14 protein-coding genes are annotated in these 12094 nt (G+C 66.9%); 3 read left to right on the plus strand and 11 right to left on the minus strand.

Translation table 11 applies throughout. The features are described from left to right. Positions 1–144 precede the first annotated feature (144 nt). The 4 genes from AAC691_RS14010 to AAC691_RS14025 form a co-directional block, all read right to left on the minus strand. On the minus strand, positions 145–450 hold the full coding sequence (locus AAC691_RS14010) for an HPr family phosphocarrier protein (protein ID WP_323989374.1): 306 nt from the start codon (positions 448–450) through the stop codon (positions 145–147). A gap of 5 nt (positions 451–455) precedes the next feature. Then, positions 456–959: a PTS sugar transporter subunit IIA gene (locus AAC691_RS14015; protein WP_342627357.1), complete on the minus strand. Its 504-nt coding sequence runs from the start codon at positions 957–959 to the stop codon at positions 456–458. After that, positions 956–2044, minus strand: coding sequence for an RNase adapter RapZ (gene rapZ / locus AAC691_RS14020; RefSeq protein WP_342627358.1), 1089 nt, complete (start codon positions 2042–2044; stop codon positions 956–958). The genes AAC691_RS14015 and rapZ overlap by 4 nt, the downstream gene beginning before the upstream one ends. A 143-nt stretch (positions 2045–2187) precedes the next feature. After that, on the minus strand, positions 2188–2640 hold the full coding sequence (locus tag AAC691_RS14025; protein ID WP_342627359.1) for an HPr kinase/phosphatase C-terminal domain-containing protein: 453 nt from the start codon (positions 2638–2640) through the stop codon (positions 2188–2190). Positions 2641–2784: 144 nt separating this feature from the next. On the opposite strand from AAC691_RS14025, the gene AAC691_RS14030 reads away from it, so the two are divergent. Beyond that, positions 2785–3105 carry a Rid family hydrolase gene (locus AAC691_RS14030; protein ID WP_176640902.1) on the plus strand — a complete coding sequence of 107 codons (321 nt, stop codon included), beginning with the start codon at positions 2785–2787 and terminating at the stop codon, positions 3103–3105. A 19-nt stretch (positions 3106–3124) separates the two neighbouring features. On the opposite strand, the gene AAC691_RS14035 is transcribed toward AAC691_RS14030, so the two are convergent. Then, positions 3125–3562, minus strand: coding sequence for a helix-turn-helix domain-containing protein (locus AAC691_RS14035; protein ID WP_342627360.1), 438 nt, complete (start codon positions 3560–3562; stop codon positions 3125–3127). 106 nt (positions 3563–3668) lie between these two features. Here AAC691_RS14035 and AAC691_RS14040 point away from each other — a divergent pair, with 106 nt between their 5' ends. Continuing rightward, on the plus strand, positions 3669–4448 hold the full coding sequence (locus tag AAC691_RS14040) for an SDR family NAD(P)-dependent oxidoreductase (RefSeq protein WP_342627361.1): 780 nt from the start codon (positions 3669–3671) through the stop codon (positions 4446–4448). Positions 4449–4653: 205 nt separating this feature from the next. Here the strand turns inward: AAC691_RS14040 and AAC691_RS14045 are convergent. From AAC691_RS14045 to AAC691_RS14070, 6 genes are all read right to left on the minus strand, one after another. Next, positions 4654–5405 (minus strand): IS5 family transposase gene (locus tag AAC691_RS14045; RefSeq protein ID WP_176641871.1). Its coding sequence is split into 2 segments (ribosomal slippage): positions 4654–5075 and positions 5075–5405, totalling 753 coding nucleotides; the frame shifts between segments, so codons are not numbered across the junction. A gap of 210 nt (positions 5406–5615) precedes the next feature. Next, complete coding sequence (locus tag AAC691_RS14050; RefSeq protein ID WP_342627362.1) at positions 5616–6542, minus strand: 2-hydroxyacid dehydrogenase; 927 nt, start codon at positions 6540–6542, stop codon at positions 5616–5618. A gap of 49 nt (positions 6543–6591) precedes the next feature. Next, complete coding sequence (locus AAC691_RS14055) at positions 6592–7362, minus strand: fumarylacetoacetate hydrolase family protein (RefSeq protein WP_323989366.1); 771 nt, start codon at positions 7360–7362, stop codon at positions 6592–6594. Positions 7363–7457: 95 nt separating this feature from the next. After that, positions 7458–8885, minus strand: a complete 1428-nt coding sequence (locus AAC691_RS14060) for an MFS transporter (protein WP_342627363.1) — start codon at positions 8883–8885, stop codon at positions 7458–7460. Continuing rightward, complete coding sequence (locus AAC691_RS14065) at positions 8882–9886, minus strand: Gfo/Idh/MocA family oxidoreductase (RefSeq protein ID WP_342627364.1); 1005 nt, start codon at positions 9884–9886, stop codon at positions 8882–8884. The genes AAC691_RS14060 and AAC691_RS14065 overlap by 4 nt, the downstream gene beginning before the upstream one ends. 372 nt (positions 9887–10258) lie before the next feature. Then, entirely contained in the window at positions 10259–10798 is a 540-nt protein-coding gene (locus AAC691_RS14070; protein ID WP_176640308.1) for a heme-degrading domain-containing protein, read from the minus strand. Between the two features lie 207 nt (positions 10799–11005). Here AAC691_RS14070 and AAC691_RS14075 point away from each other — a divergent pair, with 207 nt between their 5' ends. After that, positions 11006–12052 (plus strand): L-idonate 5-dehydrogenase, encoded by a 1047-nt coding sequence (locus AAC691_RS14075; protein WP_342627365.1) that lies wholly within the window; start codon positions 11006–11008, stop codon positions 12050–12052. Positions 12053–12094 lie beyond the last annotated feature (42 nt).

The raw sequence follows: 12094 nt of genomic DNA on the forward strand, positions 1-12094 counted from the left end.
GGGCTGGTGAGCGAGAGTGCCGCGCAGCGGCACGGCCGGCGTGGGTTTTCGAGCATCGGAGCGGAGCGGCCTTGTGGGCCGTGAGCACCGAAGCGCAGGAAACGCGCGTCGGATCGCCGCCAGCGCGCATGTCCGGCCAGGCTCTCAGTCATCTTCATGGAAGCCGGCTTCGATCAGGGCGGTCAGCGCCTCGATCGCCGCGTGGGCGTCCCAGCCGGCGGCCATGAGGGTGATGGATTCCCCCCGGCCGGCGCCAAGCATCATCAGCCCCATGATCGAGCGGGCCGAGACCGTCTGGTCGCCGCGCGCGACCTCGACATTCGCGTCGAACTGTTCGGCCACCGTGACCAGACGGGCCGCCGCACGGGCATGCAGGCCACGGCGGTTGACCATGGCAAGGGTGACGGACAGGACGTCCGGGTCCTGGGGATCGCGCCCGTCGGCGGACATGGAGCCTAGCCGGCGGCGACCCGGCGCGGCGCGGCGCGATACGCCGCCGACGGCGGGGCCGGCATGTCGGGGACGCGGTCGCCCAGCAGGCAACTGCGCGCGCCGCCCAGGCATTGCGGCGGCAGGTGCGAGGCGGTGGAGATATATTTGCGGCCCGCGCCCTCGGCCAGTGCTGCGCATTCGGCCAGCGTATGGCCATTGCGGATCTGCGCCAGCTTGACCAGCATGGGCACGTTGACGCCGGCCAGAACCTCGACCCGGTCCGGTTCCATGGTCGAGATGGCGAGATTGGAGGGGGTGCTGCCGAACATGTCGGTCAGCAGCAGCACGCCGTCGCCGGTATCGACACCGGCGATCACCGATTGCAGGTCGGCGCGGCGCAGCACCGGATCGTCCCCCGGTTCGACATTCAGCGCGGCGAGCTGCGCCTGGGGCCCGACCACGTGTTCCATCGCGCGTTTCAAGGTTTCGCCGAGCGCGCCATGGGTGACCAGAACCATACCGATCATGAGGAATACTGCCCTTCCGCGGCGTCCGCCGCGTGCTCTTTCGGCCGGCTGGCCCAGCGCCAGCTGCTGCGGCCCTGCCGGGCCAGTTCGCGGTGCATGACGATGACGGACCAGGCGCCCGTCATGTCCGCTCCGCCCTGCGCCCCGCCATCCGCCCCGCTATCGGCCATGTCGGACTCCACCGTGTCCGATTGCACATCGGACGGAGCGATCGCCTTGTCAATATGCGAGTCGTTGTGGGGGCGGGTCGCGAGGTGCGTGGCCAGGGCCTCGACCAGCGTGACCGAGCGGTGCCGGCCGCCGGAACAGCCGATTGCGATGGTGGCGTATTTCTTGCCCTCGCGCACGAAGCGGGGCAGCACCAGGTCCAGCATCGCGGCGATCTGGTCGAGGAAGCGCCGGTAGTCCGGATCGGCGGCGACATAGGCGGCCACGTCGGCTTCGAGCCCCGTCCGGACGGAGAGGTCGGGATCGTAGTAGGGATTGCGCAGGAAGCGCGCGTCGAACACCATGTCGGCTTCGCGCGGCAGGCCGGCCGGGAAGGCGAAGGACATCAGGGCGACGGTCAGCCCCTCGCCCACATGGCCGCGCCCGGGGCCGAAGCGCATTTCCACGACCTGGCGCAGTTCGGGCGGCGGCAGGTCGGAAGTGTCGATCACCATGTCGGCCGCCGCGCGCAGGCGCGCGGTCAGGTCGATTTCCGCCCGGATCCCTTCGGTGACGGTGCCGCGCATGGCCAACGGGTGGCGGCGGCGGGTGGCGGTGTAGCGGCGCAGCAGCACGCCTTCCTCGGCCGTGGCGTAGATCAGTTCGGCCTGGAGAGCCGGGTCGAGGCGCAGGCGTCCCAGTTCGGTCAGCACGGCGGCGGCGTCGAAGCCGCGGGTGCGGGAATCCACCCCGATGGCGACCGGCCGTTCGGCCCGGGTGACGATTTCGTCGAGCATGCGCAGGGGCGGGTTGTCGATGACCTCGTACCCCAGATCCTCGAGGATGCGGAGGATCGAGGATTTGCCCGCCCCGGACAGACCGGTGACCAGCAGGATCCGACGTGGCGCCGGTACTCCGTCATGTGAAGAATCCGTCACGGGAAATCCTGGCTGGATGACGGGCCGGAGGGTTCCGGACCCGCGAACTTATGCCGCGTCGCAGACGGGGCGCATGTCCGGGGAACAAAGACCACCGGACGGATCTGGCACCGGACGGTTCCCAGTGAAAGACGTGCCCCCGATCACATCTGCTCGGACGTTAAAAGTTTGCAACGTCCGTCCAGCCAGTCAAGGGCCAGATTGACCCGCGCCACCGCCGACGCCAGATCCGTGGTGAGGCGGATTTCGGGCAGGCCCGTCACCGGGTCGGCAAAGGCCGGCGGCAGGCGGGCGGGACCGTCGGCCGGACCGACCAGCCGGACGGCGAGCACCGGGCGGACCCTGGCCAGGTAGGGCAGGCGCGCGATGCCCATGCCGCGGATTTCGAGCAGGCCGGCCAGGGCGGCCGGCGGCGACGCCCAGCCGTCGGACAGCACCACCCGGTCGTCGGCCACCAGGGCATAGCCGGCATCGACCAGGCGCAGCAGCAGGTCGGACTTGCCGGCGCCGGGCGGGCCGAGCAGCAGGACCCCCTGCCCGGCGCGGGCGGCGCAGCCGGCATGGATCTGGCCGGTATAAGAAATGGGAGCCGTCATGCGTGCAGGATGACGCGGGCGGGGGCGGATGTCCCGGATTGAATTTTCCCAAGGCTGGATTTGTTCCGAGGGTTGAATTTATTCGTGAACGGAATATGACGATTCTGTTATTTTGACGTCGAACCGAGGAGCGGCACGCGCGGCATGCACGCAGAGGACATCCATGTGCGGCAGTTGACGGGCATCGACCCCACCGGCGGGCAGGCCGCGCCCAGCCTGGTCGAGCAGTGCCGCGCCGCCCTGGAGCAGGGCGCCCAACGGCTGGAGCAGGCGGGCCATACCATGGAGGATGTGACCCGCGTCGTGTTCCTGATGCGCGATACGGATGGGTTTCCGGCCTGTTTTCCGCTGCTGCGCGAGGCGTTCGGGGCCGGGCGGCCGGCGACGACCCTGCGGCTGGTGCCGGGATTCGCCGATCCGGCGACGCTGATCGAGATCGAACTGATGGTCGGGCCGGCGGAATAAAGCCGATCGCGATCGGGCGTCACCCGGTGCCGGCCCTGCGGTCGAAAGCCTGGCGAGCCTGTTCGACCTGCTCGAGATTCTCGGCGGCCCAGACCCAGACGCCGCAGAAGGCGGAGCCAAGGCTCAAGCCCAACCCGGTGAGCCTGTATTCGACCTTCGGGGGCACGACGGGATGCACCGTCCGGACGACCAACCCGTCACGTTCCATCTGTCGAAGGGTTTGGGTGAGCATCTTCTGACTGATGCCTTCGACCAGTTCGCTGAGACGTGTGAACCGCAACTCCCCGTGGCCGGCGAGGATGTCCAGGATCATCATGGTCCATTTATCGGCGACGCGCCCGATGAGTTCGTTGACCAAGGCGCCGATACGGGGATCGAGGTCGGCGGGAGGGATCGCGGTCGCATAGCGCCGCGCCCGCTCGATTTCCTCTGCCGTGAAGCGAGCCGACACGTCCATCTCATGCTCTCCGCCAGGTAAGTATAGCACTTTCAGGTGTCTTCTTCCGTTTGGAGAGCGTAGGGCACTACATGAGAGCCGCAAAGTCGAATTTCCGACCGAAGGCATGGCCATGCAGCTCAGACGAAGAACTATTCTCATCACCGGCGGCACAAGCGGCATCGGCCGGGAACTCGGACGTCAGCTTCTGGACCTCGGCAATACGGTCATCGTGACCGGCCGCGATCAGGAGCGGTTGGAACAGGCTGCTCGGGATTTGCCTGGGGTTCATACATTGCTGAGCGACGTCAGTGACCCCAGCGCTGTCGCGGCACTTTATGACGAAGTGGTCGAACTTTTCCCGAACCTCGACACGATCATCAACAATGCCGGCATCATGCGCAACTTGAAGCTCGATCAAGAGCGATCTCTCGCTGACGTCACGCGTGAAATAGAGATCGGCCTTAATGGGCCAATCCACATGGTGCAGCAATTTCTTCCGTTTCTGAAAAGGCGGAAACAAAGTCTCATCATCAACGTCTCTTCCGGGCTTGCCTTCGTGCCGTTTCCGGCGGCCCCCGTTTATTCGGCGGCAAAAGCAGGACTTCACGCCTATACGAGATGCCTGCGTGCGCAACTCGAGAGCACCGGAGTAACGGTCGTGGAGCTTGTCCCTCCGGGAACCGAGACCCCGTTGTTTCGTGGCGAATTCGCAAAAGAGATGAAGGGTGAGAAAGGGATGGATCCGAAAGTCCTTGTGCGACGGGCCATCGAGGGTATCGAAGCGGGGAAGACAGAAATTCGACCGGGCCCCAGCAATATCCTGAAGATCGCCAGTCGGCTTGCGCCAAACTTCATGTTCAGACAGATGATCCGGCTGAGCCAGCTTCGACCCGGCGTCGCATAGCTTCCGGGAGCAGCCCGCGGTCTCGGCGCCTGGTAGCCGTTCCAGCACGAGCGAATTGCATCCGGCCCTATCGGCCGGCCGGTCGGGGCGACCGTCCGCTTATCGATTGCGACCGATCGCATGGCGATGCGCGCCCGCCCCTAGTGTCCTGATTCCGAAATTCTCATAAGAATTTCTCGGGCAGGACACTAGGGTCTGTGGGGATTTAGCGTGAGTTGATGACACCTGCGGCGAGATATATCATCGCCTCGAAGCTCCGGTCGGTTTTGCAGGCTCGCATGGCGATGCGCTTGAACTCCTTGAGTTTGCAGAAGAAGTTCTCGATCAGGTGACGCCATTTGTATATCTCTTCGTCAATGGCGCGCGGGTTCTTGCGCTGTGACCGTTGTGAGATGACGACTTTCGCGCCTCGCTGGTCGAGTTCTTCGATGATCCAGTTGGCATCAAAGGCCTTGTCGCCCAGCAGGGCTTCGAAGTTGATGCCATCGATCAAAGGGGCGACGCCGATCGTGTCGTAGCGGTTCCCCGGTAGCAGTTTGAAGCGAACAAGGTTGCCCAAGGCATCGGTCAGGGCCAGGATCTTGGTCGTTATCCCGCCTTTGGAACGACCAATGGCCTGGCTCTGAGTCCCCCTTTTGCGCCTTGGCCGTGCCGGTGGACCTTGACGATAGTGGCATCAACCATGGCGTATTCCATGTCGGGGTCTCCCGACAAGGCATCAAAAATCCGCTTGAAAACATCGGCTTCGCGCCAATCACGAAACCGGCGGAATGCCGTATTCCAGTTGCCGAATGTGGCAGGAAGGTCCCGCCATGGGCTGCCTGTTCGGACAATCCAAAGAACCGCCTCAATGAATAGCCGGTTGTCGCGGCCACTGCGTCCGGGATCAGACAGCTTACCCAGGCAATGCGGTTCTATCTTCGCCCATTGGGCATCGGTCAGTACTAAGCGATCCATCCAGAGGGTGAATCACATCTCCGCTAAAATAGGAATCCCAAATCCCCACAGACCCTAGTGTCCCGATTCAGAAATTCGCAAGCGAATTTCTGAATCGAAAAGACACTAGAATCAATATTTTAGTGGCCTGCTGATCCGAGAAATTCTCATAAGAATTTCTCGGGCAGGACACTAGAGCATCACCCGACCGGATGGGGCGGGCGCGAGCGGTCAGACCACCGGGGTCAGCAGGGATTCCCCGGCGAACCAGGCCGCGAGGTTGCGGACGACCAGGTCGCCCATCGCCAGGCGGGTTTCGACCGTGGCGCTGGCGCGATGGGGCTGGAGGACGACGTTGTCCATGGTTTTCAGCGCGTCGGGGACCGAGGGCTCGTGCTGGAACACGTCCAGCCCCGCCCCGCCCAGCGTGCCGGCCTGCAGGGCGGCGACCAGGGCGTCTTCATCCACCACGCTGCCGCGGGCGACGTTGATCAGGATGCCATCGGGGCCCAGGGCCTGCAGCACCTGGGCGTTGACGATGTTGCGCGATTGCGGGCCGCCCGACGCCGCGACCACCAGCACGTCGTTGTCCCGCGCCAGCTCGGTCAGGTCGGCATAGAAGCGGTAGCCGGTATCGGGGAATTCGCGAATGTCGTGATAGGCGATCGGCATGTCGAAGGCGCGCGCGCGCGCGGCGATGGCGCGGCCGACCTGGCCGAGGCCGAGAATGCCCAGCCGGAGCCCCGTGGCCGTATGGCCCAGCGCGATCGGCGCCTTGCCCCACAGCCCGGCGCGGACGAAGCGGTCGCCCGTGCCCAGGCCCCGGCAGGCCATCAGCAGCAGGCCCAGCGCCATGTCCGCCACATCGGCGGTCAGCACGCCGGGGGTGGTGGTGACGCGGATATTGCGCCGGCGCGCGGCGTCGAGGTCGACCGCGTCGGTGCCGATGCCGTTGATCGCGATGATGCCCAGTTCGGGCAGCGCCGCCATGATGTCGGGCGGCACGCCGGTGCCGCCGCCGGTGGCGATGCCGCGGATCGAGGCGGCCACGGGCAGGAGCGCGGCCATGTCCGTGAAGCGATGCACGGTATAGGCGTTATCGAGGGCCGTCTCGATCTGGGGCATCATCGGTTCGAGCAGGAGGAGGTCGGGTTTCATGCATTGTCTCCGGTTGGGTTCCGGTTGGGGAAATCGGGGATGCGGCGGGTCAGCAGGTCAGCGACAGCGTGCCGAGATGCGCGAAGGTCGCGCTGACGCGGGTGCCGGGGGGGACGAAGAGCGTGCCGGTGGTCGAGCCGGTGGTCACCACCGTGCCGGCGGCCAGCCCGTCCGCATAGCGGGCGGCGTGGGCCGCCAGCCAGACCAGGGTGCGGATCGGGTCGCCGGCCGAGTTGCCGCCGGGATGGTCGGCCACCACCGCGCCGTCGATCGCCAAGGTCACGCGTTCCTGAACCGGGACCAGGCCGCGCCAGTCGGCGATGCCGGGGCCGACGAACAGCGCGCCGTGGCTTTGCTGGTCGGCCAGGTGGTCCAGCGCGGGCTGGCTGCCGGGCTCGACGAAGCGGGTGTCGATGATTTCGATTGCGGTGTGGACCGAGGCGATCGCGTCGCAGACTTCGTCGGTCGTATAGGGGATGGCGCGCGGCGGCAGGGCGCGGCCGAAGCGATAGGCGATTTCGGCCTCGACCCCGATATGGCGGCACAGGCCCTGCGGCAGGGTAGACGACCGGGTCGGGGCGCCGTCGTCGAACAGGGTGGCGTCCAGGATCGGGGCGGCGAAGGGCTCGGAATCCGGGGTGGCGGCCCCGACTTTCCACCCCGCGATGCGGCCGCCCAGCGCGCGGAGCGTGGCGTGCTGGACCTGGTAGGCGGCGTCCGGCGAGGGGACGTCGCACCCGTCGGGAACACGGGGAAGCGCCGGCGCGCCGGCGCGAACGCGAAGGAAGGATTCAGCCAGTCGGTCGACAGAGAACGTCACGAACATACTCCTGCAAGCCTGCCCGGCGGGACGGGACGCGGCGGGCCAGGTTACCGCTCCCGACGGGGAGCGGTCGATCCATGTCAGATATCGATTCAGGTATCGATCATGTCACGCCGATCGAGCAGGTCGCGGTTGCGCGGATCGGGGGTGAAGAAGGTGGCGACGATCGTCATCACGCTCAGCAGCATGACATAGCCGGCGAGCGGCAGCCAGGCCTGCTGCCCGGGGCGGGGGGCGCCGTGATGGGCGGTCGAGATCCAGGCGATCAGCAGCGAGCCGGCCAGCGGCGCCAGGCCGCCGGACAGCACGGCCGAGACCTCGCGCGTCATGGACACGCCCAGATAGCGGTGGCGGGCGCCGAACAATTCGGGCAGCAGCGCGCCCTGGGTGCCGAACATGCCCCAGGTGGCACAGCCCAGCGCGACCGACAGGGCGATGATGGTCAGCGGCAATATGCCCAGGCTGAGCACGTACCAGACCGGAATCGCGGCGACCAGTTGCAGGATGGCGAAGCCGCGATAGACGCGCACCCGGCCGAACCGGTCGCTGAGCAGCCCGGAGAGCGGCACGAAGATGGTGCCGACCAGGGCGGCGCACAGCAGCGACAGCGCGCCGGTGGCGTTGCGCATGCCGACGATGTTGACCGAATAGCTGACGGCCAGGACCTGGTAGATCGACGAACCGCCATTTTCGGCCATGCGCAGGCCCATGCCGAGCAGGATCGTCTTCCACGATTGCCGCACCACGTCGGGGAGCGAGGCGGACCGGGCGCGTTCCTCTTCCTCGATCTCGGCGAAGGCGGGGGATTCCTTGAGCGTGGCGCGCATATAGAGCGCCACGACCAGGATGACCGAGCTGATCAGGAAGGGCAGGCGCCACATCCAGCCCTGCAGCACGTCGGTGACGTGGAACAGGAGGGCGAAGTAGACGACGGCCGCGACCACGGTGCCGATCTGGATCCCGAGGAACGGCAGGGCCGCATAGAAGCCGCGCCGGCCCCGGGGCGCGTATTCGGTCATCAGGACCGCGGCCCCCGCCTGTTCCGCGCCGGCGCCCAGCCCCTGGAGCAGGCGCAGCAGGATCAGGATCGCGGGCGCCCCGATCCCGATGGATTGATAGGTCGGGATCAGGCCGATCGCGGTACTGGCGCCGCCCATCAGGGTGACCGTGATGAGCAGGACGAGCTTCCGCCCGTACCTGTCGCCGAGCATGCCGAACAGGATGCCGCCGACCGGCCGCACGGCGAAGCCGAGGAAATAGGTGCCGAAACTGGCAATCAGCGCCACGGTCGGCGATTGCCCCGGGAAGAAGAGCGGCCCGAAGATCAGCGCCGAGGCCAGGCTGTAGAGCGCGAAATCATAATATTCGAGCGCACTGCCCAGCGAACTGGTCCAGGCGGCGCGGCGCAGGTCGGCGGCGGTGATGACGTGGTGCGGGGCCTCGGCCTGCGATGCGGCGCGGGGCATCGACAGGCCGGCGCCGGCGGCATGGCCCGTGCCGGCGAATACTGGCTGTTTCATGGCAGCTTGATCCCGATTTCGCGCCCTGTACGGGCGGATTCACGCAAAGCCAGGGCGATGGCGAGGGAGGCGACGCCATCTTCGCCGGTGGCGGCGGGACGTCCCCCGCCATGGATCGCCGCGGTGAACAGTTCGAAGGCACGATGGTAAAGATTGTGGTGCTTCAACTGGATTTCGTGTTCGCCGTCCGACGTCCGGACCGCGACCGACCCGATGGGGCGCTGGCTCATGCAGTCGCGGCCGATGATCATGCCGCGTTCGCCCATGATTTCGATCCCGCCCGGGGCGTAGGGCACCGTATAGCCGCCATGGATCTGCACCAGGACGTCGCCGGGAAAGCGCAGCACGGCCATGATGCCGTCCGCGATCCCGTCGCGGGCGAGGCGTCCGCTTTGCGTCATGCAGAAAACGCTGGTGGGATCGGCATCGAACAGAAAACGCAGCGTGTCGATGTCGTGGATGGTGCTGTCGAGGATGACGCCGCCGCCCTGGTCGTTGACCCGCCAGCCCTGCAGCGCGGCGGCCAGGAAATTGGCATGAAAGACGCGGGCCGCGATCAGCCCGCCGATGCGCCCGTCCTCGATCATGCCGTGCATGGCGATATGGGTGGCGGCATTGCGCAAATGATGATTCGTCGCCAGAACGACACGGGCATGGTTGCAGGCTTGCACCATGTCCGTCGCGTCCTCGACGGACAGGGCCAGGGGTTTTTCGCACATCACGTGCTTGCCGGCGCGCGCGGCCGCGATGGTCTGTTCGCGATGCAGACTGTTGTTGGTGCTGATATAGACCGCGTCGATATCGGGCCTGGACAGCAGCGCCTGCAGGGAGGTGGTGTGGCTGGCGATGCCGTGCGCCTGGGCGAAGGCCGCGCCGCGCGCTTCGTCGCTGCTGAGCACGGCGCGGACTTCACCGCCCGGCTGGGCGCGGATCGCGTCGATGATCCATTCCCGCGCGACGTTGCTGGCGCCTATCAGACCCCATCCGGTCGGACGTGTCATTCAATCCCCCCTGGAGGCATCCGCCCCGGTCTTGTCGTTTTTGTGTTCCCGGACATGGTTTTTATTATCGATTATCGTTCGAGAGCAGAATGCGACCGGCAGAATACTGTAAGGCAGGGCAATTTCGGCACGGCCACCGACCGTGCCGCCGGTGTCGTTCCCTTGGGTGTCGTTCGCCCTGTCGGCCAGCAATCCTGACGATTCGACCCGACGGCGCCGTTCATCGGCCCGGCCGGGTATGAAGTCCCACCATAGACAACGGGAGTTCGTCGCGCGGCAAGAGGCCAGCGCCGCGCGACGGTTCACAAATTCGTATTTGTGCGCTGCAAAATTTTCTATCCGGATTTCCGTCTGGCCGGATGGCCATCCGGTTCACACGGGCGGGAGCTGGATCGGGTCCAGCGGGATGTCGGCGAAGCTGGCCAGGGCCTCGACGACCAGGCGGTGATCCTCGCGCTGCGGCAGGCCGGAGACGCAGAGCGTGCCGACGACCCCCACGCCGCGCACGCGCAGGGGAAAGGCCCCGCCGAACGGGGCATAGTCGGATTCGGGCAGGCCGAACCGCTGGGTGATCGTCTTGCCTTCCTGTTGCAGCAGCAGGCCGATCGCGTACGATGCCCGGTGGAAGCGCGCGGCGACCCGGGTCTTGCGGGCGATCCAGCCCACATTGTCCGGGGTCGCGCCGTCGAGGCTGGCGCTGAACAGGATGTGGTCGCCCCGCCTGATGTCGATGGCGATCGGATGGCGGCGGGCATTGGCGGTCTGGCGCAGCCAGCAGCCCAGGATCCAGGCATCTTCCTCGGTCAGGCCGGGCAGGACGAGTTCGCGCTCCTGCCGGGCGATGCGTTCGAGATCGCGCGCCAGCGATGAGGCGTCGGCCCCTGTGTCGCCCGTCCGGGCGTGATCGGTCATGGTGTCGTTCCCTTCGGCATGTGTCGCTCCGGCGACGTCGTCACGTCTGTTCGACGCCTGATGATGTGAACGATCTCGCGGGCAATACCATGTGGAACGACAATTACTTTATCGTGATTTCGATCCGGGGCCGTTTGGAACGATAGTCCGGGCGCCGCCGCCCATCCCGTTCTTCTGTCCGTTTCTTTTTCTGTTCAGGACGACGACATGACGGATATGGATTTTGCCCGGACCGACGCGCTGGTCATCCATGCCAGGGGCGATTTGCGGATGGAGCCGGCGGCGTCCCCGCCGCCCGGGCCGGGCGAGGTGCGGGTGCGGATCGCCTGGGGCGGGATCTGCGGGTCGGACCTGCATTACCTGCAGCATGGCGGGGTGGGCGCGTCGGTGCTGCGCGAGCCGATGATCCTGGGCCACGAGGTGTCGGGCTTCGTCGAAACCTGCGGCGACGGGGTGAAGGGCCTGCCGGCCGGGACGCCGGTGGCCATTCACCCGGCGCGGCCGTGCGGAACCTGCCCGGAATGCCGGCGGGGGCTGCGCAATCTGTGCCGCGACGTGCGCTTCCTTGGCAGCGCGGCCCGTGTGCCGCATACGCAGGGCGGGTTTCGCCGCGTCGTGAATGTGGCGGCGTCGCAACTGCACCGCCTGCCGCCGGGGCTGGATCCGCGCCGCGCCGCACTGGCCGAACCGCTTGCCGTGGCGCTGCATGCGGTGGGCCGCGCCGGACCCTGTGCCGGGCGGACGGTCCTGGTGCAGGGGGCGGGGCCGATCGGCGCGCTGATCGTCGCCGCCCTGGCGGTCCGTGGCGCGGCCCGCATCGTTGCCACCGATTTGCATGATTTTCCGCTGGCGGTCGCGCGCCGGCTGGGAGCGACCGAGACGTGGAATGCGCGCCATGGCGCGCCCGAGGAGGAATTCGACGTCGTGTTCGAGGCCACGGGCGTGGAAGGGGCGCTGCCATCCGCCGTCGCGCGGGCGCGGCGAGGCGGCATCCTGGTGCAGGTGGGGATGTTTCCGCCGGGCATGGTCGCGGTGCCGATGGCGCAGATCATCGCGCGGGAACTGGACCTGCGCGGGTCGTTCCGTTTCGATGGCGAATTCGCCGAGGCGCTGACGATGCTGGCGGCGCATCCGCGGATCGCGGACGGGCTGGTCACCCATGAAGTCGCGTTTGCCGCCTTTGCCGACGCATTCGCGGCCGCGGCGGACCGGCGATCGGCGGCCAAGGTGCTGCTGCGGATCGGCGCGCCGTAGAGCGGATCGCGACGCGGCGGAATCACCGCGTCATGTACCGCG

The organism is Nguyenibacter vanlangensis, assembly GCF_038719015.1.
GTDB classification, from domain to species: domain Bacteria; phylum Pseudomonadota; class Alphaproteobacteria; order Acetobacterales; family Acetobacteraceae; genus Gluconacetobacter; species Gluconacetobacter vanlangensis.

Coding starts and splice junctions, on each gene's coding strand:
- AAC691_RS14010 (WP_323989374.1), bottom strand. CDS start 450: ATGTCCGCCGACGGGCGCGATCCCCAGGACCCGGACGTCCTGTCCGTC.
- AAC691_RS14015 (WP_342627357.1), bottom strand. CDS start 959: ATGATCGGTATGGTTCTGGTCACCCATGGCGCGCTCGGCGAAACCTTG.
- AAC691_RS14025 (WP_342627359.1), bottom strand. CDS start 2,640: ATGACGGCTCCCATTTCTTATACCGGCCAGATCCATGCCGGCTGCGCC.
- AAC691_RS14030 (WP_176640902.1), top strand. CDS start 2,785: ATGCACGCAGAGGACATCCATGTGCGGCAGTTGACGGGCATCGACCCC.
- AAC691_RS14035 (WP_342627360.1), bottom strand. CDS start 3,562: ATGGACGTGTCGGCTCGCTTCACGGCAGAGGAAATCGAGCGGGCGCGG.
- AAC691_RS14040 (WP_342627361.1), top strand. CDS start 3,669: ATGGCCATGCAGCTCAGACGAAGAACTATTCTCATCACCGGCGGCACA.
- AAC691_RS14050 (WP_342627362.1), bottom strand. CDS start 6,542: ATGAAACCCGACCTCCTCCTGCTCGAACCGATGATGCCCCAGATCGAG.
- AAC691_RS14060 (WP_342627363.1), bottom strand. CDS start 8,885: ATGAAACAGCCAGTATTCGCCGGCACGGGCCATGCCGCCGGCGCCGGC.
- AAC691_RS14065 (WP_342627364.1), bottom strand. CDS start 9,886: ATGACACGTCCGACCGGATGGGGTCTGATAGGCGCCAGCAACGTCGCG.
- AAC691_RS14070 (WP_176640308.1), bottom strand. CDS start 10,798: ATGACCGATCACGCCCGGACGGGCGACACAGGGGCCGACGCCTCATCG.
- AAC691_RS14075 (WP_342627365.1), top strand. CDS start 11,006: ATGACGGATATGGATTTTGCCCGGACCGACGCGCTGGTCATCCATGCC.